Source organism: Paenibacillus hodogayensis (genome assembly GCF_039536325.1).
Lineage (GTDB): Bacteria > Bacillota > Bacilli > Paenibacillales > NBRC-103111 > Paenibacillus_AB > Paenibacillus_AB hodogayensis.
The window spans coordinates 75313-97492 of sequence record NZ_BAAAYO010000008.1; the positions used below are offsets into that span (position 1 = coordinate 75313).

The window sequence follows — 22180 nt, forward strand, 5'->3', positions numbered from 1 at the left end:
GCGTCTGTCAGCGGCTGATGTGCCGCGCGAGCGGAATGCGGAATGTCGCACCCTGGGCAATATCGTACATGTAGCCTTGACCGAAATTATTCGGATTGACGAACGAGCGGATCAGCGTACTGTCTCCGATATCCAGCTTGTATAGTCCACTGCCGAGGTCGAGCGCCCCGGCGATCCGGTACGCTGCGTTGCGCACCCCGTCGTTCTCTACGTAAATCGTACTGCCGATCCAATCCTCCGCGCTTGTTCCGGACGTATCCATAGCGACCACAATCTCATTGTGCACGGAAGGCTCATACGTAAAGCTTACGACCGTTCCTTGCAGCGCACCGGCCGCATCGGCAACCGTTTCCGCGATCGGGGCGATATACGAGCCGTCGTTCACATAGCGATACACTTCCTCGCCGTTCAGCTCGGAAAACACGCCCAGAAATCCTTTGAATTGCAGCTTGTCGTCAATCGTATACGCGATATTCCGCTGCAGCGCATTTACGATATAGTCGATTCTTCCGTTGGCAAGCGTAACCTTCACGGCCTTCGCTTCATTGCCGGTGACGGCAACGCCGCCGAGCTTCACCGTTGCCGGTACGATGGACGCAATCGTCGGATTGTCCCGGTAAGGCTCGATGACCGAGGTAAACACGCTGTCCAGATCGGTGCCGTTGCGGTGCGCCACGAAGTAACGCAGCGTCCCCGGATTGCCCGGCTTGTTCTGTGGGGGCACACCGTCGGCGAGCGCCACGTCGTCCACCTGACCTAGCATCGTCAGCCTCAGGTGGATGTTCGCCGGCGTTGGCAGCACCTTCCACGTATCGACCGCTTTCCAGTCAATGCTGAATTGGGCGGGCGGGCTGCTGTCCCGCGATACGTTCTTCAGATAATGAAAACCGCTTCCCATATAGCCGGACCCTGCCACATCGTCTACGCGCTGGCCGTATGCGACGTCGGGCCCTGCATAGGTCCCCGTCGGCTGCGCCACCATATTGAGACCGGTCGCCGTGGCCGTTCCTTCGGCGCCGTGAAAGCTGAAATGGTGATCGCTTCCGCCCTTGACGCGGAAGAAATCGACGGCGTAGGAGTTGGCCTCATCGATTTTGACCATGGCGGTCGTCCGTTTGTACAGCTCGGTTTGCGGGTATACCTTGGGCGCCTCCACGTCGATTAGCTTCACCATGCCGCTGTCGTCGAAATGCTTCGGATCGGCGACCCATTGGGCGCCCTGCTTCTTTTTATCCACCACGACGGTATTATGGCTGATCGTATTGACGACCCATTGCGCCCGGTGCATATCCACGCTGTCGGCAAATTCCGGATAGCCGAGGTCCGGCGACAGATCGAGACCGAACGCGTGGATGCCCAGATTCAGCGTATCGCGATGGCCGTGCCCCGTATTGCGCCCGTAATACATCCACATGTCGCGCAGCGTATTGCCCTGCGGTCCCGCTTCGTCCCGCGCCTGCCTCGCCTGTGCATCGAGCAGATTCAAGCTGCGCACGCCCATCTTGTAGTTGCTGGATGCGGCGTTTTTGCCGATACCCTCGAAGCTGATCTGGTGCGTGCCCGCCGTGAGCACCTTCTGTCCGAGCACCTCGAACGTATTCGAATTGGAGCCGCCGTAGAAGTCCAGCACCGCGATCGGCTGTCCGTCGATCGAAATGCGGTAAATGCCGTACGAAGGCGCGATAAACGGCAGCAGATCGATTTCATAGTCGTCGGTCTCGGCAACATGGAAATCGAAGGTTACCGCTGAGCCCGGAGCGCCGGCCTCCAGCTGCATCGTCCCCGACGCCTCGAACAGCTTCACGTCGGTATTGTTGGAAGAAATGCTCATCCCCGGAAACCCGTACGACAAGCCAAAGCTATTGAACACGTTGGCCCCGTCGCGCAGAGCGGTAAAGCCGTACCCGGTCAAATTGCTGCTGTCCAAATGTAACGGACCGTGCGTAGCGACGGCGCTGCGGATGCGTTCCGCGATATCGCCCGGATTCGCCGTAAAGATGTCCGAATGAATGCCGTCTGCGCGGTTGTTGTTCAAGAAATACGCCAGCTGCGCATAGACCGGATCGCCGAATTTATCGAACGCCTTGACCATATCCGCGATTTTGAGCACCGATATGCCCGGATTGCCTGTCGAGCCCGTATCCCCGATGTTCGCCGTATATTTCTCGCTCAACAGCAGCGGGTAGAATGCGGAAAACATTTTGCGGAACTTGACGTTGTCGTACAAATCCGCGTTCGGATATAAATCGTAGCCTTCCAAAATATCGGCCGTCAGCTGGTCGGAAGAAAGCCACAGCGCATTGTAGCCCGGCGACGCCTCGTTGCCGTTACCGTCGCGGTCGACCACGCTGATCAGCGTATTCAAAATATTGCCGCCCGTCACCCCGGGCGGGTTCGAGGTATTGCCCCCCGTTTGGAACGTAAAATCCAGCCATTGCTTCGTCTCGGGAAGCGTATCGTAGACGACAGCCGCCATCGCCAGGGCGCTCTGATGCATCCCGTCGTTGCCGCGGATACGCGCCGCCTTGACGGCCGGAAACACTTGCCGGATGATGCCGTCCTCGATATTGCGGCGGATTGCCCCCGCCGTTCCTTTGCCGTAGATCAGTCGGTATTCCGACGCCTTTCCGTCCAGAAATGAGATCAGCTGCGCATCGTCCATCGCCGGGTAGAAAGCGTCGTAAGCCGAAATAAAATCTTTCACGAGCCCCGTCTCCCAGATCGATCCGACCGCTTTCCCCAAGCCGGTGCCGCCGTGCGAGTTCAAATAAACGGTCTTGTCGTGCAGCATCGTGTCCATATCCGGATACACGTCGGCCACCCGGTCGAGCAGCGCCGCCCCCGCGCGGGCATACTTCACGTCTCCGGTATACAGGTACGCGTCGCGGAACGCTTGCAGCGCATCCTGAATCATACCTGTTCCGTACCAAAGGAACCAGTGCGTGTAATAAGCGATGAACGTGTACCGGTTGCCGTTATCGTCCACCCAGCCGAAGCCGTCGTCTACGCCCCATGTTGGACCTTTCTCCGGATAGAGCGTGTTGACAAGCAAGCTGCGGTCCGCAAGCGCAGGTTGGAATAGGCCGTGATCGTCCAGACCGCTTCGGTAGTAAGCGCCGAAATCGTTCGTCGGAAATTTGTAGCCGCTGCTCGGGTCGACGATTTTCCACGGATCGTTCAGCGCATCGGCCTTGTACGGATAATTGCCGTAGACATCGATACCCCTTCCGGTAATCGGACTGCCAAGCACCTGGTTGACGCCGTAGCTGCGCGGCAAGTTCGGTCCGGGTACCGAATCCCACAAGAAATCCAGTCCTTTGGCCAAATATTTGTTCGCCCGCACGAGCACGCCGTCGCGGACGCTTTGGGCCCAGCTGTACTGCCCCACGTTATCTCTGGCCGCCGCCACCTTCGCCGGCGTGTAGTAGGTCGCGCGCGTCTTATTGCCCGTCGTCGCGCTTGTCCGCTGGAGCCGTACATCATCGAAGTACGCCGCCCCCGGGCGAGCCGGGTCCATGGCCAGCTTTACCGTAGCGGTAGCCGTACCGGCAGGCGCACTGCCGCTCGCAACCAGTTGCTGCCATACGCCGTACACGCTGCCTGTCACCCCGGCTGCCGAGTCGATCAGCACGCCGTCGCTATCGCGAAATTCCAGCCGCAAGGCGGGAATGCCGTCTGGCGCATACGTCTGGGCGTACACGGAAGCGTAAACCGACGCCACATAACGATCCCCCGCACTGACAGTTACCGGCTGGCTGCGCAAGCCGGGCGACGCTCCCGTTCCGGAATAAGCGATTTTAACGCTGTTCGCCCCGTCCACTGCTTGCGCTTGCGTCAATTGGGCGGCTCCGTCCGTCTCGCTCCAGCCGAACGGCTTGCCTTGCTTGAGCCATTCGAAGCTTCCGTTCGTCAGACTGGAAGAAGGCGCGGGCGGAGCCTCGCGAAAGGTGGCGGCATCAAAGTAGGCGGTGCCTACATTGGCAGCATGCAAATAAAACCTTACCGTGGCATACGCCGAATTTTCCGGCGCCACGCCTTGAATGCGCATTTGCCGCCATACGTTCAACGCATCGTTCGTAGCCGTCAGGATCGTCGTGTAGTTGTTGTTTGCATCCCAAAACTCCACGTACAGCTGCGAGACTCCTTGCAAATTGTACGACCAGACGGATGCGTCGTATTTCTGGCCCGGCGTAACCGCGATCTGGTTACTGCGCACCGTCACGCCCGCCGTGCTGCTCGGGTCGTCGATCTTTACGCTGTACGAGCCGGAGTACACCTGCTCGGTCGTCGTCTGGGTGGTAGCGGCCATATTCCAGTATTTCGGGCGGCCGTTCTCCAATTCCTCCAAATCGCCGTTTAGTAAAGCAGGTTGGGGACCGGTTACTACCCGGGAAAACGAAGCGTCATCGAAGTAAGCGGTTCCAACGTTCGCCACATGCAAATATAAACGCAGATTGGCTCGTACCGTCCCCTCCGGAGCGACTCCGCTTACTTGAATGGGGCTCCACTGATTGAGCGTCGAATTGCTGCCCGTATAAATTTTGGTGTAGTTGTTGCTGGCGTCCCAAAACTCCAAATACAGTTGGGACACACCTTGCGTATTGTAGGAGTACACGTTGGCGCTGTACGTTTGGCCGGCCGTCACCGGAATCGAGACGCTGCGCAATGCCGTGGATGCCGTTGCGCTAAGATCGGTCAGCTTGACGCTAAGCGCTCCGCTTCTTTTCTGTTCCGCTGACGATTCCACGGTTCCGCTGACATACGTCCAGTCCTTCGGTCTTCCCGACGCAATCTGCTCGAAGCCTCCGTTGAGCAGCGCCGGCAGCTCCTCGGCCCCGGCGCGGACGGGCTGGAGCACGAAGCCCGGTATAGCGCCCAGGCAAAGCAGAATCGTCATCAGTACGGCAATGCCGCGTATCGTTTGTTTCGAACCCAGTAGATTCATTGTACCACCAGTCCTTTATTATTGTTCCGATGGTTTCTTCTCCGTCCCGTCCTTATCTGGTCTAATGACTCCGGTTAAATAAGTTGAACGAATGTTTGGGAAGCCCATTTCATTCCGAAAAGGACTGCCTTGCTGCTCAGACATGTTGTTTTCAACTCCTGGATTGAAAAAGACTAAGCGGAATGGAGTTGAAGCCAGAACTCGCTGCAAGGCAGATCCCTTTCTCCATTTCACTTGGCCATTTCCAGGAAGTGATTTCGTTCAACTTGTATAGTCCGGAGCGGGTGTGTCTTTTGTCAATTTCCTCCCTTCCCCGATTGTGTTCCACGGTTCGCGTCGCACCGAAGATCCGCATCATTCGAATCTCTTCGGCGCTGTTCGCCTGGCTTGCGGGCGCTGCGCTGCGCGGCAGTCCTCGGGTTGCAAAATCGCGCCTGTTTCACCTACCGGATTCAACCTGTAAAGAACCGGTATTAAATAATCCGTGATTAGGCCGCTTTTCTGAACCCGTCGCGATCGCAGTTCTATACTAGGTGTTTTCTGGAGGCATCTGGAGGCATCTGGAGGTATCTGGAGGTATCTGGAGGCATCTTGAAGAATCTGGAGGCATCTGGCTGCGGGATCGTTCGCTTCCGGCTTGAGGCGAATCGCTCGCCCGAGGAAAGGAAATATATGGAGGCGAATACTATTATTCTGGCAGACCGCCCGCTTTATGGGAAGGACTTTATTTCGTCTTTTAATACACGGTAGGCACCCGCCCGAACCGGCACCTTGGCAGGTTTGCCTGTTCCATCCGGATGCCGGCCGCGTCCTTCTTTACCGGCTTACGCCTGTCCCCCTGCGGGACCGCTTTCCCAACCGGCCAGCGAGCTGGCGATTACACGGTCCGGTACCCGATCAAACAGCGGGGATACCGAATCGCGCGTATGAATCCGGCCGATCGCTTCTCCGAATAGCGGAGCCGCGGATACGAGGCGGATTTTGGAGCTGTGCGCAAGATGCGGGTTGAGTACGGAATCGGTGCCGACGATCAACTCGATCGCGCTCTCCTCCAGCTTGCGGACAGCCGTTTCATTGATCAGCAGATGCGACAGGCAAGCCACGATACGTTTCGCTCCCCGCTGCAGCAGCCCTTTCGACAGTTCGATCAGACTTCCGCCGGATATCGTAAAATCGTCGACGATGACCGCGGTTTTGCCGTGAACATCACCGATAATATCGAGCATCTCGGCCCGCTCGTGATGGTCTTTGCGCGTTTTGATGCCGATGGCCAGAGGATACCCGAGGTAATCGGCGAATTTCCGCGCCTGCTTGGCAAAGCCAGCATCCGGCGAGACGATGACGGGATCGGTTAACCCCATCCGCAAGATCGCTTCCGTCAGAACGGGGAGAGCGAATATGTGATCGACCGGCTTTTTGAAAAAGCCCTGAATCTGGTGACTGTGCAAATCCATCGCCACCACGCGATCCGCCCCGGCCAGCTCGATCGACTCCGCACAGACTCGCGCCCGGATGGACACGCGGGGCTCGTCCTTTTTGTCGCCTTTGGCATAGCTGAAGTACGGCATGATGACCGTCACCGTGTTGGCGCTGGCCCGTTTGAACGCATCGATCCAGAACAAGATTTCCACGAACTCGTCATTCGGCTTCAATCCGATGGACTGAACGAGATAGATGTCCTTGTCGCGGACCGTTTCACCGATGCGAACGAACGTATTGCCTTCGGAAAACGTAATCGTCTCCGACCGTCCCAGCTCGACGTTCAAATACCGGCATATGCTCGAGGCAAAAGCGGCTCCCGAGCTTCCTGCAAAAATCTTGATTTCGCTATCGCGGTTCATCCTCTCGCCTCCTCTTTCACTATTCAATTCTCTACATACTATCATTATACCGCCCTCATCTAGGGCTTGAACATCGAATATTGAGAATTGTTTTACATTTCCTTCAAACACGGTGCTATACAAACGTCGATATTTCCTGCACGTATGAGTTTGTACCTGTCAATCCGGCGCGGTTTACATATAATGCTCGTATCGACTATAGCAACCGAATCTTGCAGCTATCCGTTTCATTCCGGAAGGAATGAGCTGGATGGACAAATATTCAGTTCGTTCCGCTTCTGGCTCCGGCTTTGTACTTGGGCCGAAATCCGCAAGTAAAGGAGAATACGTATGAAGGTAGTCATCCTGGCAGGGGGACTCGGCACGAGAATCAGCGAGGAAACGCACCTCAAGCCGAAGCCCATGATTGAAATCGGCGATCGTCCTATCCTGTGGCATATTATGAAAATCTATTCCTTCTACGGTTTTAACGAGTTTATCATATGCCTCGGATACAAGGGCCGCATCGTCAAAGAATATTTCGCCAATTATTTGCTCAATGAAGCCGACGTGACGTTCGATTTCCGCAAGAAAAACGGCATGAGTTCCCATTCGGCTCCCGCCGAGCCGTGGCGCATTACGCTGGCCGATACGGGAAGCGACACGATGACCGGCGGACGGATTAGACGCATCCGTCGCTACGTCGGAAGCGAGCCGTTCCTGCTCACCTACGGCGACGGCGTAACCGACGCGGATATCGGCGAGCTGGTGCGCTTTCACCAGTCGCACGGCGGTCTGGCTACCGTTACGGCCGTACAGCCGACTGGCCGTTTCGGTTCCTTGACGATTGCGGGGGATGGACATGTAGCGCGCTTTAACGAGAAGCCGCAGGGCGACGGCGGCTGGGTCAACGGCGGTTTCTTCGTCCTTCAACCCGAGGTGTTTGACCTGCTGGAGGCGGACGCCACCGTCTTCGAGAAGGAGCCGCTGGAAACATTGGCTGCGACCGGGCAATTGCAGGCTTACCGCCATAACGGGTTTTGGTATGCAATGGATACGCTCCGCGATAAAAATCATCTGGAACAGCTGTGGAGCACGGGAGCGGCTCCCTGGAAATTATGGTAGTTCCCGCAGCCGCTCCGGAGAGGAGGATTTGGCATGAAGCCGCTTGTCAGCGTTTTGATTCCGACCTACAACCGCCCCGAATATTTCGAACTGGCCCTAACGAGCGTATTGCAGCAAACGTACAATTCGATTGAAATCATCGTCTGCGACAATAGCGACAACGACCTGACCGGGCAAGTGGTGCAGAAGTACTTGTCAGCACCCAATGGCGCGCAAATCCGCTACGTGAAAAATGCGTCCAACATCGGGCCGATCGCCAACCAGCAGCAATGCCTCGATCTGGCGACCGGGGAATACATCAACTATTTGATGGACGACGACTGGTTTCACCCGGACAAAATCGAAACGATGCTCCCCTACTTGCTGCATAATCGAAGCGTATCGCTGGTCACCGCCCGCAGGCAACTCGTTGACCAGGAAGGCAGGCCTGGTGATGCCGTCCCGAGGGGCCAGGAATTTCGCGGCCGGTTCGTGCGCAACAACGCAATCAGCGGCAGGAAGCTCGGCCGCGAGCTGCTGCTGAAACGCAACAACTACATTGGCGAGCCGTCCTGCGTCCTGTTCCGCAGATCCGCCCTGACGGGGCCCTTCGGCACCTACGCGGGCGTTCCGGCAAGCATCAACGTGGACGTCGCCACTTGGCTGAACCTGTTGGCCAGGCACGATGCCGTCTTTTTAGCCAAGCCCCTCAGCTATTTGCGCATTCATGCCGGGCAGCTCTCGCAGAGCCCGCCTTCCCGCTTGGCGCGGCTGTGCGATTGGATCGATCATTCGATCGCCTGGCGCAAAGACGGATTGCTGAAGGATAAACCGTTCGTGAGCATTATGAAAAGCTGCGAGCAGCCGGTCCTGCACGATATTCCGAAATGGGACAGGCGGACCGACGGCCTTTACGCCCCCGAGGTGATACGCAAATTGCGGGTGTGGATAGAAGCCGTCGAGGGCTGCCCGGAGTTGGACGGCTTAGCGGGAGCGTTTATGGCCACCCTGGCAAGGCTCCAGCGGCGGCGAGGGCAAGAACGCTCGTAATGCGGCATGCTCCTTGCGCCGGACCTGGCGGAATTTCAGCCTAACGGCGCCATCCGGCAGACCGGCAGCAGCGCCGGAGCTTCCTGCAACAAGCAAAGAACCTTCACCCTCCGCGATATGCGGAAGCTGAAGGTTCTTTTTCAACGCTATCGGCAAGCCCTTCTCTTAGCCGTCCGTACCGAACGATTGAATGGCGGCTACTACATAATCGGTTTCCTCGTCGGTCAGATCGGCGAACAGCGGCAGCGTGACGAGCTGCGTCCATACGCGATCGGCGACCGGCGTGTCGGACCGGTAAGGCACGAACAGCGGATGCTTCGTCAGCGGCAAGTAATGAACGCCTGTGGCGATCCCTTGCTTCTTCAGGTGAAGGATGAATTTCTCCCGCTCCGCGACCCGCACCATGTAGGCCCAATAGGAGGAGTCCTGCGTCTCGTAAGGAAGCGCGGAACGCACCGAGCCGTCCTGCGGCAGGCCGGCCTCGTAACGGCGAATGATCTCCTCCCGGCGGCGGTTCATCGCATCGAGCTTGGTCAGCTGAGCGAGACCGATGGAAGCCATCAGGTCGTTCATATTGTATTTGTAGCCGATATCGGAAATTTCATAATACCAGCTGTTTGCGTCGCGGTCGTTCAAAGCGTTGGCCTCGTACCGCTGCCACGTATCTTTGTTGATGCCGACCCAGCGCGAATGACGCAGCGGCTTCAGCAGTTCGGCATCGTCGGAGCAGATCATGCCCCCGTCGCCGGTCGTCATGCACTTCTTCTCCTCGAAGCTGAAGCACCCGATATCTCCCCAAGTGCCGATCGTTTTCCCTTTGTATTTGCCGCCGGCCGAATGGGCGGAGTCCTCGATGACCTTCAAGTTGTGCGCTTTCGCCCAGGCGACCAGCCGGTCCATCGGCACGGGATGTCCGGCGAAGTGAACCGGCATGACCGCCACGCAGTCCGGGTCGTATTTGCGTTCGAGATCGTCGAGGCTGATGCTTAAGGTGTCCTCGTCGATATCGACAAACACCGGCTCGAGCCCGTTGTACAAGGGAGCCATAGCCGTCGCCGCAAAGGTGAGCGCCGGGACCAGCACCTTTTTGCCGCGAGGAAACCGAAAAGCCGATAAAGCCAGGTGCAGCGCCGCCGTACAGGAGTTTACCCCGACGGATTCCTTGCAGCCGGCATACGCGCTCCATTTCTGCTCGAACTCGCCGACCTTCGGGCCAAGGCCGAGCCAGGCGCTGTTGAAGCTGTCCTCGATGCGTTCCAGCTCCTCCTTGCCGACCGAAGGTTTAAACAACCTGATATTCATAGTTGCCGCCCCTTATCTGTTCATTGAAATTGCTTAATAATTTCGTAATAAGCGTCGGTGGCGACGCTCATCGTGACGAGCTCGCGCTCGGCTTCGCCCCCTGACAACTCGGGCGCCGTCACCCAGCGCGTGACATCCCCTTCGGTCACTTTGCGCAGCGGCACCCGGCGCACCTCGCGAAAGCCGAGCTTCCGGTAAATGTGCATAGCCCGGTGATTGTCCCCGAGCACGTTCAAATACCCGGTCTGCAAGCCCAGCTGCCGGATGCCCCATTCGCCGAGAGCCAACAGGGCGTACAGGATAATATTGCCGAACCGTCCTTTGCGGCCCCGGAGCAAATTATCGAACTCGCACTCCTTCTTGTCCTCGTCGTAATGAAGCAGACCTACCTGCCCGATCGGTGTCATATCCTCGTCCTCGACGAGAAACAAGATGCGGTCGTCCGCCTGCAAGATCTGCTCGTCGACCCACTGCCTCGTTCCCTCCACCGTAACCGGAAACTGGCTGGTGAACCATTCGGCGCTGGCGCCGCGCCATTCCGTCAGCAGCCGCATCTCCTCCTCGCGATGCAAGCTGTCGATCGTCAGCGGCCGCAACCGGCCGCAGCTTTTGCCGTCCACGAATATCGGAATGCAATAGGAGGAAAGATGCGCCTCCGGCGCATGCTTGTAGGCTCGCAGGATAGACTTCATTTACCGTTTTCCTTTCCGCTTCTTCTTTCCTTTATCGAAGCCTTCCAAGTCGTACCCTTTCGCCTTCGCGAAGTTGATAAACGTCTGTTGGTCCAGCTTGGCGATGTCCTTGGCCATCTCGTGCTGGGACAGCTGTTTGTCGTGATAGCGCAAATAGCTGAGCGGCTTCGTCAGGTAGACGCCCTTGCCCACGTGGAGCAGCTTGGCCCATGCCGCCAAATCGACCGCGAAATAGACTTGCTGGCCGAGCAGCACGCCGAACGGTTCGTCCAGAGCTTTCCGTCTGAACATCGCCGTTGTTGGCTCCCCGATGTAGTTGGTTTTGTCGCGCAGCATGATCTGGTTGAGCCTCTTGCCGTCGATAACGGTATCCTGCTCGAACAGCTTGCGGAACGTCCAGAGCGGCGGGACGTACAGCCGTTTGCCGTCCTTGTCGATTACCCTCCGCACGGACGTGACCAGCGTTACGTCGCTGTTCTTCACGAAGTACGGCACCATCTTCTCCACCTTCTCCGGGTGGAACATATCGTCGTCCATCAAGTAATTGATATATTCGCCGGTCGCCAGGTTAAGGCATTGCTGCTGGTTGGCGATCGGTCCGATGTTGGTCGCATTTTTCACATAACGGATTTTCGAGCCGTTGTGCGCGGACAAGTACTTCTGCACCACTTGCCCGGTCAGATCGTTGTCGCTGTTGTCGCAGACGATAATTTCAATATTATCGTACGTTTGATTCAACGCGCTTTTCAGCGCCTCCTCGAAATAATCGGGGCGGTTGTAAGTCGGGATCAGTATGCTGACGAGCGGATTCATGCCGAATCATCCTTTCAGATCGCGATGTTGGTGCATCCGGGTAAACATTTGAAGCGACGGCAGGAGACTGTCCTTGCTGGAAATAACCGGTTCGCCCTCAAGCGGCCAGGCGATACCCAGCGTCCCGTCGTTCCAAATCACCCCGCCTTCATAGGCAGGTGTATAGAAGTTGTCCACTTTATAGGCGACTGCACAATCGTCGGCTAGCGTACAAAACCCGTGCGCGAAGCCGCTGGGGATATAGACCATCTTGCGGTTGTCCGCCGTCAGCTCAATGGAGCCCCACTGCCCGAAAGTTGCGGAGTCCGCCCGCAGATCGACGAACACGTCGAATATGGCTCCCTTCGTCACCCGCACCAGCTTCGTCTCGGCGTAAGGCGGCAATTGCAGATGCAAGCCGCGGATCGTTCCTTTGCGCTGCGAGAACGATTCGTTCTCCTGCACCCATTGGCGATCGAGCCCGTGGTCGGCCCATATTTTCCGGTCGTACGTGCGCATGAAATAGCCGCGGTGATCCGAGCGGGGCGTCGGCGTAATCTCGTATACGCCCGGAAGCGCGCATGGCTGTATTCTCATCCCAACTCCCCGCCTTTCCTTGCTGAAGTGGCGGCGCGCCGGCGAACAGCCGGCCAACCGCCTCGCGCGGCCCGGCAGACAGCGCGGCTGTCCGTTCCGGCGCTCGTGCCGTGAAGGTTGTGCCGGGAATCAGCCCGTATAGTCGCGGATCTGGCGCAAGCATACGTCGCGCATCGGCTCCTGCCGCTCGTAAGCTTTGGCCCATTCGACGATACGCGTCAAGGACTCGTCGAGGTTCCAGCGCGGCGCCCAGCCGAGCGTTCGCCTTGCCTTCGAGCAATCGAGCATCAGATAACCGGCCTCGCGCGGATGAACGCCCGGCTCCGTCCGGTAGGAGGCGCCTGGTCCCCAGAGCCGGCACAACCGGGAAACGAGCTGCTCGACCGGCACCATATCGGCTTCGGACGGACCGAAATTCCACGCTTCCGCGTAGGACGCGCCGTGCTCGGCCAGCCTCTGCGCCAGCAGCAAATAGCCGTGCAGCGGAGCGAGCACGTGCTGCCACGGGCGGATCGCATGCGGATAGCGCACGGCTACCGGGTCGCCCTGCGAGAGCGCCTTTATGGCGTCGGGCACCAGCCGGTCCGCTGCCCAATCCCCGCCCCCGATCACGTTGCCCGCTCTGGCCGTACCCACTGCGACCGGATGGCTGGAGCCTGGGGAGAAGAACGATTCGCGGTAAGTGGCCGTAATCAGCTCGGAGCATGCTTTGCTGCCTGAATACGGGTCGCTCCCGCCCAGCGGATCGGTCTCCCGGTAGCCCCATACCCATTCCCTGTTTTCGTAGCACTTGTCCGTCGTCACATTGACGACAGCCCGGATCGGGACGCCTTGCTGCACCGCTCTTCGAACCGCCTCCAGCACGTGGACGGTCCCCATCAGATTGACCCCGTACGTTTCAGCAGGAGCCGCATACGAGGTCCGGACTAGCGGCTGCGCCGCCATATGGATCACGATATCCGGAGCCGCTGCGGAGAGGGCGGCCGACAGCTTCTCCAGGTCGCGAACATCCGCGATATGCGAATCGACCCATTCGTCCAACCGGCACAGCTCGAATACATTCGGTTCGGTGGGAGGCTTCAAGGAGTATCCGGTGACAGAAGCTCCCCAAGCGTGCAGCCATAAACAGAGCCACGCACCTTTAAAGCCGGTATGGCCGGTCACGAATACTTTTTTGTTTTTCCAAAATGCCGGGTCCATGCTTTTCATTTCCTGAACGTCCCCATTGCTCATTCCCGCCGTCACCCTTCGGTTTTTTCGTTTGCCTGCCTTTTGTGCTCCTTCTGTTCGTTTCCCTAGTACCCTCTTAAAACTCCCACCGCCATATCATATGGCAGCTGCATGTCCGCCGAAACTGGCATCTATCCATAAACGCCGCTCATATTCTAAACCTTCTGCTATAATAGCGAACCGCTGCGCGCCGAGCGGCCTCCTTAATGGCCTCGTCGCCTTCGTCTATCTCGCCGAGTGCCTGCTATTCTTCGAAAGGTGACTGAAAAAAATAGGGATACGTACAAACACTCGTCCAATCATCTCGTACGAACCGCACATAGTATAGAGCGAAGAAGGGAGGGTTGTAGCATGGATCAAATTTTGGCGGAACTGCAGAAGATCGTTACCCGCGTACTGAGCAACGTTGGCTTGAACGAGGAAGTCGTGTTGAAAATATCGCAAAAGCTCGGCGAGCTCCAAGCTCTGCTGGACTCTGTAGACGATGAGCAAACGATCGCGACCGTTCAGGAAAAATGGAAGGAAGTCCAATCGAAGATTGGCACGCTCCAGTTGGACGACAGCAAAATTGCGGATGCTTTGAAGTCTGTCGGCTCGTTGAACGACAAAGCCGGCTCTTCCATTCAATCGCTGCTGAACTCTCTGAAGCTGGATGAGCAAGCAATCATGGACTTTTTGCAAAAAATCAAGAAATCCTGATTCCGGTGATTTCCGCCGCAGGACACGCCAAAGAGGCGGTTCGTAATGAACCGCCTCTTTGGTATGACCGTATTGGATAGCGAACGGACGGCCTTATACCGTCAGCTCCCGTTCGACCGGAGCCGCTTGGAGAAGCCGTTCCCGCACGTGCAGGGCGTTCAGCGTCTTCTCGCGCAAATCCTGTATCGTATAGAAGTAATGATTGCTCGCTTCATAGCCGATACGCGAATCGCGCCGGACGAGCCCGCGAAGCGTCCGGGCCAGCTCGATCTCCTCGTCGACCACGGCCAGCATCTTGAGCCGCTCCGCTTCCTTCACCCCGGTGCTGGCCGTCTTCAGCCAGCGGTCCCGGCTTCGCACGAAGGCAATCTGCAAATACGTGCTGCGAAAATGGCAGTACGCCCCATAAGCGGCGTTCAGCAAATCGGCGAAATCTTGCTCCGACCCGGGCTGCAGATGGCTGCGGGCTTTGTTCAGCAGTCCGAGCCCCCGCTTCCAACCGAGCGATAGCTTCCGGAACTGGGCGGCGAATTTGTCCTCCGGATAGATCGACCGCCATCGCTTCAAATCGTCGTACGGGTAACCGATCATCGTCGCCTGATAACCGCTCGGCTCGAGAAGCAGCAGGTTCGAAGGACCGAAGTTTTGCGGCGCCGTATAGGCAACGGCAATTTGGAACGGAAATTCGCGGAAAGCGTCGCTGAACTGCCGCGAAGCGTCGGCGATCGCCTTGCCGGCCCGCGCTCCGAACTTGCCGATGAGCCGGTCTCGCTTCCTATCCGCGGAACCGCCGGTCTGCACGTCCTGTTGTCCGGTCGTTGCGGAAGTCCAGTAATAGTCGGATGCAAGCTCCAGACTAAGCGACGGATAACCCCCGAGCGTCCAGCTGAGCATAAGGCCGGTTACGCCGGAACGTTCCAGATTGGTCAAGTGCTCCTCGACCAGATCGAAGACGGGCAGGAACGGAACGGCTGCGCATTCCCACGTATTGTTCAGCTGCACCTTCGCCACCGTCGCCAGACCGTTGTCCGCAGCGGCCCTCCAGCTGCTCAACGAGCTTTGGCCCGGCCCGACGTTGGATATCGAGTAATCCCGCACGATGCCTTCTACGCCCGCGACACGGGTAGGCATCCGGTCCTCGCTTACGCTCATCAGCCTCACGCCCGGAGGCAACTGCTCGATGCAACGCCGGATGACGTCTTCCGGCCAAGTCCACGACCAGGTCCAGCAAATAATGCGGGCTTCCGGCTTCGCACGGAAAGCGCCTTCGGCAATAATCCGGTTTACCTCGGCGACGACATCCTCGGGCGAGCGCTGGCTGCAGCGGGGACAGTCGGGCTTTTTGCCGTACGCCCGCGAATAGCAGTTCGTCAAATTTTCCGACATCGTAATCGTAAACAGTCCTGCGAGTCCGGGCGCTGCCTCGAATAGACGAGCCGTCTGCTCGCGCAAATACTGCTGCACCTCGGGATGCGACGTACACATCGACGCGTCGATGCCGTCCTCGGAATGCCCTTTCCAATCCGGCCTGCTGTCGAAAAACGCGAGCGGCATGGCGCGGGGCTCGTTGTAATAGAGATAGACGCCGATGCCGTAATCCGCCGCCCTGTCGATCAGCCGCCGCAAGCCGTCAAGCCTCTTCTCCCAGCCGATCGAAAGCTCCGGCGCTTCGTCCCAGGGGATGATGTTATACAGGACGCTTTGCAGCCAAACTCCATTCACGCCCAGCTCGGACAGCCTCTCAAGCAGCTCGTCCGGATACGGGTCCAGCTCGTCGTCGATCAACGGGTCTCCGTATACGGCAAAATAAGAGTAGATGAAGCGCAGATCGAATACCGTTCGCCGCTCGGTGCGACCCGGCTTGACGACCGGACCGCCGTGCCGGTCCATCTCTCGGCTCAGCCATTGTAGGCCGCGCAGCAACCCCGGCTCGTCGACGGCCGTAACCGTAATGCCTCGCTCCGAAGCTTCGATCGTATGGCTTTCCGCCAGAAGGGCCGAATCCGGCACAATCTGCAATCGCAGCGCCAGCTCCCCATCAGCCGGGGCGTCGCCGTCCGTGCGGGAGGCCAGACGGACGCCCCACTTGCGGCCGACCGATTCGGCGAACCGCCTCGCGAACGACGGGGCATGCCGCAGTCCAGCCGGATAGACGACCGACCAACGCCCGTCCAGAGCGATATCGCCATCCACGAGAGCAGCGGCCTGCATCAGAACGATGTCCCGGCGCAGCCGGTCGAGGAAGCCGAACGGCTTATCGTCTGCATCCGGCATTCCGTTCTCAGCCGTTTCCCTGCTGATGGCCTCCGTGCGAAAATGCTCGTCGACACTGTTCCTCAGACGCTTCGTCTGCTCGCGTTCCCGGTCGGATAACGGTCGGTAGCGCACCGGCTCGACTTCGGGCTTCAGACTGCCCAGCTTGATCCACAGAAAATCGTCCTCCTTCAGAGCGAAGGCAAGCTGCGCTTCCGTCCATCCGAGCAGTTCGAGCAGCTGCTCGTAAGGAAGCAGATGCCAGTTGATGCGAATAATCGTAATATAGCCGCGAGTCAGCCACAGCGGATCGGCCTCCTGCGGAACGAGTCCCATATCCCGGGCGAGCTCGCCCACCTGCTCCTCGGTCGCCTGAAGCACGGAGGCGAGTCGTCCGATCGGAACAAGCCCCCAATTGCGCCAGACGACCGCCTGCAGGCGGGTCGGAAAATGCGGGAATTCCAACGCCGTCTTGCCTTTGCTGTCTCTGTACGAGTCTAACATCGATACCCTCTCCCTTTTCGATCCGGTACATGATTCCACCTTCATCGTTTCACATTATATATAATACATAATATAAAAGGAGTTTGGAAGAAAAAAATTCGTGCCTTACTGCCGTACCCCGGGGTAGAACGGTTCAATGGTTTGGTATAAGATAGAGGTTACTTTTACCGGACCGACAATCCGGCGAGTAACAGCGTCAATGGGGTAATGCAAGAGTGTGCAAAGTTGCTCACCTAATCTTTGGAGGGAGGCGGACAAGAAACGATGCTCGTCAAATTTGCCGCCACGTGGCTGCTGCTGATCGTGTCCTGCATATCGGCATGGTGGATGTACGCGAAGGAAAAAGGAATCGAATACAGCTGGCTGGCGTTTCTGATTCCGGCTCTGTTCCAGTTGGCGATGGGGTATTGGCTGGACCCGGGGCACAGTCTCTCGTATCAAGTGTTCGGCTGGCTCAACTTCGCGCTGTTCTTGCTGTCTGCCGCTGCCGTCTGGTATTTGATTCAGCTGGCCAAATCCTACAAAAACTGACCCTGCCCCGGTGCGGCGGCCCCGGAGAACGCCGGTTCCGGACGTTTCTCCAGCACGACCGTATCGTACATGCCGGAGCCGCAATTGACCTCAGTACGACGCCAGTCGCGCGTCAACTCCGGCTCCAGCGGATAATTGAACACCGCTTTCAATCCGTTTCCGTAACGGACGACGACTTTCGCTGCTGGAGCGAGTCCGGGCTTCAGCCGATCCAGCACATCCCTTTTGTTCTCCACAAGGGAGGCGATCACGACGTGCGTCGCTTCGCGGGCGAACGCATAGGCTTCGTCGGTCGTCTCCGCATAGCGGATTCGAGCGCCCGGCGCACATGTTCGTACGACGCGTGCGCCCCATGCTACCGCTTCCGGATCGATATCGCTGCATACCACCTCCGCCCGAGCCTCGCATGCGATCGTCATCGCCGACAAGGGGAATGCCCCTGCCCCGATAAAAAGCACCCGGGAAGACGAGTCGATCCGGCAGTCGTCCAGCTCGGCCTTGACCGATTCGGACAACAGAAAGTCGTATTCGCGCCGCCCGAGGGAGTCTCCGTTCAGGTTGAACGCCTGATGTTTCTCGACATCACAAAGCGCCTGCACCGCTCCTTCGCGCAAACGGCCGCAGCATGCCCAGATCTCCTTGTCGCTCCCCCACAGGTCCCAGTCGCGCTCGCCGCTTGCGGACACGATCAAGCGGCAAAGCTCATCCAGCTTCTCCGAGAGCCGTCCGTAGCGGTCGGGGCGGATTTTTGCGCTTGCGTGCAGCATGCGAATATCGCGGTCCAACGTGCTCAATTCATGCAAAAACATGCATTTTGCGCTCAAGCGGACTCCTCCGTCCCTTATGTATCGCCACACTCCCCATCAGTATATGAATACCGTCCCGGAGGCGATGCCACCGATCGGCAAATCGAATAAGCTCGAGCCGGAGGCTCGGGCTTATGTCGATTCCTTCTATATCCGCACCAGGAGTTGGATCAAGGGTTCTCGCGCAGCTGCTTATCCAGCTGCGCCGAAAGGTCGGACAAAGCCGCCTGCACCTCCGTCTCGCTCTGTGCGGACAGCAGCCGCTTCGTCGTCTCCGCCCCCACCGCTCCGCTTAGCTTCGGATTGCGGTACACCGCCGGCTGGATCGCTGCGTTCAATTCATCGAACAACACGCCGAGGCCATAATCCGCATGCTGCGCCGTTTTCCGTATCGCGGCTTTGGAGGTCAGCAAATCCTGCTGGGCCCAGTCTTTTTGAAAAGCGCTGTCGCCGTTCAGAACGACATCCTTCGTGAACGTCCAAGCCAGCTCCTTCCGGGTGGAAGACGCGACGATCGACCATACGCTGAAATAAAGAGCGTTGGCCCTCACTCCATCATCCAGGCGGGGCAGCGGCGCAATGCCGATTTTACCCTTGGTCGCCGCATTTCCGTCGAAGAACGAATGCAGTACCGATTGACCGATCGCCATCCCCGTATGGTTGGCCATCATTTCGTTATAGACGGCATTGGCTGAATTGGACGTTCCTTTGCTCGCCCGGCTTACGTTCATATGCTGGAGCAACAGCGCCAGCGCCCCGCATACCGGACGGCTGTCGAGATAGCCGCTTACCCGGGCGTTATCGGGCGACAGCACGCTTTGTCCGCTGCTTCGGGCCAGCGATTCGAACAGCTGCAGATCCATCGGAACGGCGCTGCCGTACACCTCTTTGCCCTGCATCAGATTGGCCGCCTTCAGTTTGCCCGACAATTGCAAAAACTGCTCCCACGTCCAATCCCCGCGCGGATAAGGCGTCTCCGCTTTGTCAAACCATTCCTTGTTGTAAAAGACGGCCAGCGGCTCCGGCGACATCGGGAGGCCGATCAGCCGGCCCCGGGTCGTGGCCATATCCAGCAGCGGCTTATACAGATCGTCCGTCGTCATCTTGTCGGCTTGGAACAAAGGCAGCAAATCCGCGAACGTATCCTGCGCCGCGAGGACGGCGTCGAAAGGTCCGAACACAAGATCCGCGGGCTTTCCGCTGTTCAGCCGGTCCAGCAGCGCTTTCGTATAGCTTTTTGAATTTGGTAGCGCTTCCACGCTTACCGTGACACCTGCATTCTCGCGCTCGAACAGCCTGGCGCTTTTCTGGAATGCCTCCACTCTCGCCTTGACAGAAGCGCTCGTACCGTCGGGCACTACAATCGTCAAATGCCTCGGGTCCGCGGGAAGCGTAACCGAATCCGGCCGTCTGTCCGAAATAGGCGAGCAGACTCCCAGCACCGCCCCCAGGCACACGAGCGCCAAGCCTGCGCGCAACGCTTGCTTCAACCCGCAATCACTCCCCCTAACGGTAATGGGCTGTTGCGCCTCTACTATTCATACTCGAGCGCAGCGCATTGTATCCCGCTTTCTCTTATTCTTTGCGTTACCAGTAAATTCCTTCTTATCCAACAAAATAAAATAAACAACAAAAAACCTGCTCTCCGTTAAGAGAACAGGCTGGAAAGAGTGGTGTGAGATGAGCCAAGCTGCCCGATCCGCTCCGGACGGCCGGATGACGGAGGGGGCCCAAGCTCGGGCGAGGATGGATGCGTTAGTCGGAAACGACAAAATATTTTTTTCCGTATAAATTCGATACTTCTTCACTTTCTATGGTTCTCCCGCTCCGATGAGCAAGAGATTGCATGAACTCAAAAGCCTTCTTCTGATCGTGCTCGTTCAGCTTGTCGAACAAGTGATACAGTTTGTCTTTCTGAACCATGGTAAATCTCCTCCTCTCAATTGGACAAATGGAGTGGCCGTTTGCACTAAGAGATACAGGTCGACTAAACGTCAGGGTCCGTTTGGAAAAAGCACAAAAAACACAAGGCTAGACCTTGTGTTAACGAAACACATGCGCATCTATCCTCCCCACTTCCGCTTACGAGGTTAGCTGACGGATTCGGACGGTGAGAATACGCCCTACGACAAGCAGCATGGCTGCCCGCCGATTCACCCCATAAAAATCTGGTTCCCCCGCTTTTCTTCAAGAACAAATTTCAAGAAGAAAATTCAGCGACAATAGATATTCAATTAAGTAACCTTAATTATACTCTGCATCCCGCTCGTTGTAAAGCCCTTACCCGATGTGCCATCGACTTTTTTTCAATGGCTCATCCGTCAATCCGGATCCGTATCGTCGCCCTCCGCATAATGCTCGCGGCAAAAAGCCTCGATCACGGCAAGCTCGTCGTCCTCCAACTCGAAATCAACAAGTCGGCCGGTCGTTCTTTCCAAAATATCGTGCTTAACGACGGCGGTCCGCTCTTCCTCCGCCTTGTAGACGACGCGGACGACAAGTCCGTTGTCGGTATAAAGCTCGTCATCTTCCTCGACGTCGATCTCGATCATAAATTCGAAGCGGTCTCCGGACAAAATACCGAAAGGGTCTTTAATGCCCTCTACCGTGTAGCTCGTAATTGTAAACATGCAATCATCCTTTTATATGGCGTTCACCCTTCCATTATACAAGATTTGCGTTTAACCTCAAATGGAATACAATAGTCTGGTAACACTTTATGCGAAATTTGACGAATTTGTGTTTGTCCCGTATTCCTTTCATCGTTTTTGCCCCGAAAATACCGGACGTTTCCGAATGTTATGGGGAAAAAAGCAAAATCTTGTTGCTTGGAGCAAGTACAAAGTCAGACTTTGAACGGTATCCATGGAACGGACCGCATCCTTGCACCGCAAGGGACACAACCTTCACGGATACTAAAAATGCGCAACGGAAGGTGAGAACATGAGCAATTTGCAAAATCAATTTAAAAAATGGAAGCATGCGGCTACTCAGCTGATCGCCAATGAAAACGACGGAAGCCCGTCCGACGAATCGCCCGTCGTCGAGCTCGAGCCCGAATATTACGAACGGTGCCGGCAGCTGGCGGAAGCCCGCAATACGACGGTTTCCGGTGTCGTTCATTATATGTTGAAGCAGCAGTTCGCGCTGAGGGGGCAGGAACGCATCGTCAAGCCCGATCCCGCGCTGCTTGAAAGCAATCCGCTGCTTTCCCTGGACGGTTTGACCGGACGCCGGAGAAGCTGGGAAGAGGAGGTCGAAGAGGATGAATATGCGTGAACAATCGTTTCAGGCTTTGCCTGCCAAGTCCGTCTTTGTGGAGCAATCCGCCTGGATGGCGTTTATGAATCCGGAGGACCCTTTTTATTTGCAGGCGCGCTCGATGTTTTTCGAGCTTCACGATCTGGAGCGTCCGCTCTCGACGACCAACTCCGTCCTGTTCGAGACGCATCAATGGCTGCGCGATGAATTCGACTATGCCGACGCGCAAATGTTTCTCAACACGGTGGACAAGGCCGTTCAGCAAAGCGCGCTGACGCTTATTCCCGGCAGCCCCGAGCTGGAGCAGGAAGCGCGGCGGCTTCTTCTGGAATACCCGGACTGCCGGTTTTCCCTGAACGAGGCCCTGAACGCCGTCGTCGTGCTTCATCACGGGATGAAGCGCGTATTCACCTTCAACTCGAACTATGCGTTCCTGTCGCGCATCGATCGCGATATTAAAGTGCTGCCGAGCCTGTAGGCGGCGCGCTGCATGAATAAAGGCTCCTTCCGACCCGGTCGGCGAGGAGCCTTTTACATTTTTAACATTGCCCATACATTCCGTTAACGTGGCGATAATAAGGCCACGGTATACTT

General features: G+C 57.3%; 19 protein-coding genes and 1 riboswitch. Of the genes, 7 read left to right on the forward strand and 12 right to left on the reverse strand.

Annotated elements, in window-relative coordinates; genetic code table 11:
• Positions 1-7: 7 nt before the first annotated feature.
• Entirely contained in the window at positions 8-4945 is a 4938-nt protein-coding gene (locus ABD796_RS16120; RefSeq protein WP_344909195.1) for a carbohydrate binding domain-containing protein, read from the reverse strand.
• Positions 4946-5127: 182 nt separating this feature from the next.
• Here ABD796_RS16120 and ABD796_RS16125 point away from each other — a divergent pair, with 182 nt between their 5' ends.
• Positions 5128-5433: a hypothetical protein gene (locus ABD796_RS16125; RefSeq protein WP_344909197.1), complete on the forward strand. Its 306-nt coding sequence runs from the start codon at positions 5128-5130 to the stop codon at positions 5431-5433.
• Between the two features lie 336 nt (positions 5434-5769).
• Here ABD796_RS16125 and ABD796_RS16130 read toward each other — a convergent pair whose 3' ends face one another.
• Positions 5770-6786, reverse strand: coding sequence for a ribose-phosphate diphosphokinase (locus ABD796_RS16130; RefSeq protein ID WP_344909200.1), 1017 nt, complete (start codon positions 6784-6786; stop codon positions 5770-5772).
• Between the two features lie 330 nt (positions 6787-7116).
• On the opposite strand from ABD796_RS16130, the gene rfbF reads away from it, so the two are divergent.
• Together rfbF and ABD796_RS16140 are read left to right on the forward strand one after the other, a co-directional pair.
• On the forward strand, positions 7117-7890 hold the full coding sequence (rfbF, locus tag ABD796_RS16135; protein WP_344909202.1) for a glucose-1-phosphate cytidylyltransferase: 774 nt from the start codon (positions 7117-7119) through the stop codon (positions 7888-7890).
• 33 nt (positions 7891-7923) lie between these two features.
• Positions 7924-8919: a glycosyltransferase family 2 protein gene (locus tag ABD796_RS16140; RefSeq protein ID WP_344909204.1), complete on the forward strand. Its 996-nt coding sequence runs from the start codon at positions 7924-7926 to the stop codon at positions 8917-8919.
• Positions 8920-9084: 165 nt separating this feature from the next.
• Here ABD796_RS16140 and ABD796_RS16145 read toward each other — a convergent pair whose 3' ends face one another.
• The 5 genes from ABD796_RS16145 to rfbG all read right to left on the reverse strand — a co-directional run bounded on the left by ABD796_RS16145 (position 9085) and on the right by rfbG (position 13535).
• On the reverse strand, positions 9085-10221 hold the full coding sequence (locus tag ABD796_RS16145; protein WP_344909206.1) for a DegT/DnrJ/EryC1/StrS family aminotransferase: 1137 nt from the start codon (positions 10219-10221) through the stop codon (positions 9085-9087).
• A gap of 20 nt (positions 10222-10241) precedes the next feature.
• Positions 10242-10913, reverse strand: a complete 672-nt coding sequence (locus ABD796_RS16150) for a GNAT family N-acetyltransferase (protein ID WP_344909208.1) — start codon at positions 10911-10913, stop codon at positions 10242-10244.
• On the reverse strand, positions 10914-11726 hold the full coding sequence (locus ABD796_RS16155) for a glycosyltransferase family 2 protein (RefSeq protein WP_344909210.1): 813 nt from the start codon (positions 11724-11726) through the stop codon (positions 10914-10916). It abuts the gene before it with no gap.
• Between the two features lie 6 nt (positions 11727-11732).
• On the reverse strand, positions 11733-12302 hold the full coding sequence (gene rfbC / locus ABD796_RS16160) for a dTDP-4-dehydrorhamnose 3,5-epimerase (protein ID WP_344909212.1): 570 nt from the start codon (positions 12300-12302) through the stop codon (positions 11733-11735).
• A 129-nt stretch (positions 12303-12431) separates the two neighbouring features.
• On the reverse strand, positions 12432-13535 hold the full coding sequence (rfbG, locus tag ABD796_RS16165; RefSeq protein ID WP_344909214.1) for a CDP-glucose 4,6-dehydratase: 1104 nt from the start codon (positions 13533-13535) through the stop codon (positions 12432-12434).
• A 348-nt stretch (positions 13536-13883) separates the two neighbouring features.
• Here rfbG and ABD796_RS16170 point away from each other — a divergent pair, with 348 nt between their 5' ends.
• A complete protein-coding gene (locus ABD796_RS16170; RefSeq protein WP_344909216.1) occupies positions 13884-14231 on the forward strand; it encodes a hypothetical protein in 348 nt (115 codons plus the stop codon).
• 93 nt (positions 14232-14324) lie between these two features.
• Here the strand turns inward: ABD796_RS16170 and ABD796_RS16175 are convergent, their stop codons facing one another.
• Positions 14325-16988: a glycoside hydrolase family 20 zincin-like fold domain-containing protein gene (locus ABD796_RS16175; protein ID WP_344909218.1), complete on the reverse strand. Its 2664-nt coding sequence runs from the start codon at positions 16986-16988 to the stop codon at positions 14325-14327.
• A 264-nt stretch (positions 16989-17252) separates the two neighbouring features.
• Here ABD796_RS16175 and ABD796_RS16180 point away from each other — a divergent pair, with 264 nt between their 5' ends.
• Positions 17253-17519 carry a hypothetical protein gene (locus tag ABD796_RS16180; protein WP_344909220.1) on the forward strand — a complete coding sequence of 89 codons (267 nt, stop codon included), beginning with the start codon at positions 17253-17255 and terminating at the stop codon, positions 17517-17519.
• Here the strand turns inward: ABD796_RS16180 and ABD796_RS16185 are convergent.
• From ABD796_RS16185 to ABD796_RS16200, 4 genes are all read right to left on the reverse strand, one after another.
• Complete coding sequence (locus ABD796_RS16185) at positions 17507-18343, reverse strand: nicotianamine synthase family protein (RefSeq protein ID WP_344909222.1); 837 nt, start codon at positions 18341-18343, stop codon at positions 17507-17509. The two genes, ABD796_RS16180 and ABD796_RS16185, sit on opposite strands and share 13 nt — an antisense overlap.
• Positions 18344-18495: 152 nt before the next feature.
• A complete protein-coding gene (locus tag ABD796_RS16190; protein ID WP_344909224.1) occupies positions 18496-19815 on the reverse strand; it encodes an extracellular solute-binding protein in 1320 nt (439 codons plus the stop codon).
• 265 nt (positions 19816-20080) lie between these two features.
• Positions 20081-20248, reverse strand: coding sequence for a hypothetical protein (locus tag ABD796_RS16195; protein ID WP_344909226.1), 168 nt, complete (start codon positions 20246-20248; stop codon positions 20081-20083).
• Between the two features lie 140 nt (positions 20249-20388).
• Positions 20389-20554: riboswitch (cyclic di-AMP (ydaO/yuaA leader) on the reverse strand.
• 92 nt (positions 20555-20646) lie between these two features.
• Positions 20647-20955: a DUF6509 family protein gene (locus tag ABD796_RS16200; RefSeq protein WP_344909228.1), complete on the reverse strand. Its 309-nt coding sequence runs from the start codon at positions 20953-20955 to the stop codon at positions 20647-20649.
• A 313-nt stretch (positions 20956-21268) separates the two neighbouring features.
• Between ABD796_RS16200 and ABD796_RS16205 the strand changes: the two genes are divergently transcribed.
• Both ABD796_RS16205 and ABD796_RS16210 read left to right on the forward strand, forming a co-directional pair.
• The gene (locus ABD796_RS16205) at positions 21269-21604 is read left to right on the forward strand and encodes a hypothetical protein (protein ID WP_344909230.1); all 336 of its coding nucleotides are present in this window, start codon (positions 21269-21271) and stop codon (positions 21602-21604) included.
• A complete protein-coding gene (locus tag ABD796_RS16210; protein ID WP_344909232.1) occupies positions 21591-22064 on the forward strand; it encodes a type II toxin-antitoxin system VapC family toxin in 474 nt (157 codons plus the stop codon). Before ABD796_RS16205 ends, ABD796_RS16210 begins: the two co-directional genes overlap by 14 nt.
• Positions 22065-22180 lie beyond the last annotated feature (116 nt).

Coding starts and splice junctions, on each gene's coding strand:
- ABD796_RS16170 (WP_344909216.1), top strand. CDS start 13,884: ATGGATCAAATTTTGGCGGAACTGCAGAAGATCGTTACCCGCGTACTG.
- ABD796_RS16210 (WP_344909232.1), top strand. CDS start 21,591: ATGAATATGCGTGAACAATCGTTTCAGGCTTTGCCTGCCAAGTCCGTC.
- ABD796_RS16200 (WP_344909228.1), bottom strand. CDS start 20,955: ATGTTTACAATTACGAGCTACACGGTAGAGGGCATTAAAGACCCTTTC.
- rfbC (WP_344909212.1), bottom strand. CDS start 12,302: ATGAGAATACAGCCATGCGCGCTTCCGGGCGTATACGAGATTACGCCG.
- ABD796_RS16125 (WP_344909197.1), top strand. CDS start 5,128: ATGGAGTTGAAGCCAGAACTCGCTGCAAGGCAGATCCCTTTCTCCATT.
- ABD796_RS16180 (WP_344909220.1), top strand. CDS start 17,253: ATGCTCGTCAAATTTGCCGCCACGTGGCTGCTGCTGATCGTGTCCTGC.
- ABD796_RS16150 (WP_344909208.1), bottom strand. CDS start 10,913: ATGAAGTCTATCCTGCGAGCCTACAAGCATGCGCCGGAGGCGCATCTT.
- ABD796_RS16175 (WP_344909218.1), bottom strand. CDS start 16,988: ATGTTAGACTCGTACAGAGACAGCAAAGGCAAGACGGCGTTGGAATTC.
- ABD796_RS16155 (WP_344909210.1), bottom strand. CDS start 11,726: ATGAATCCGCTCGTCAGCATACTGATCCCGACTTACAACCGCCCCGAT.
- ABD796_RS16130 (WP_344909200.1), bottom strand. CDS start 6,786: ATGAACCGCGATAGCGAAATCAAGATTTTTGCAGGAAGCTCGGGAGCC.
- ABD796_RS16140 (WP_344909204.1), top strand. CDS start 7,924: ATGAAGCCGCTTGTCAGCGTTTTGATTCCGACCTACAACCGCCCCGAA.
- ABD796_RS16205 (WP_344909230.1), top strand. CDS start 21,269: ATGAGCAATTTGCAAAATCAATTTAAAAAATGGAAGCATGCGGCTACT.
- ABD796_RS16120 (WP_344909195.1), bottom strand. CDS start 4,945: ATGAATCTACTGGGTTCGAAACAAACGATACGCGGCATTGCCGTACTG.
- ABD796_RS16145 (WP_344909206.1), bottom strand. CDS start 10,221: ATGAATATCAGGTTGTTTAAACCTTCGGTCGGCAAGGAGGAGCTGGAA.
- ABD796_RS16195 (WP_344909226.1), bottom strand. CDS start 20,248: ATGGTTCAGAAAGACAAACTGTATCACTTGTTCGACAAGCTGAACGAG.
- rfbG (WP_344909214.1), bottom strand. CDS start 13,535: ATGAGCAATGGGGACGTTCAGGAAATGAAAAGCATGGACCCGGCATTT.
- rfbF (WP_344909202.1), top strand. CDS start 7,117: ATGAAGGTAGTCATCCTGGCAGGGGGACTCGGCACGAGAATCAGCGAG.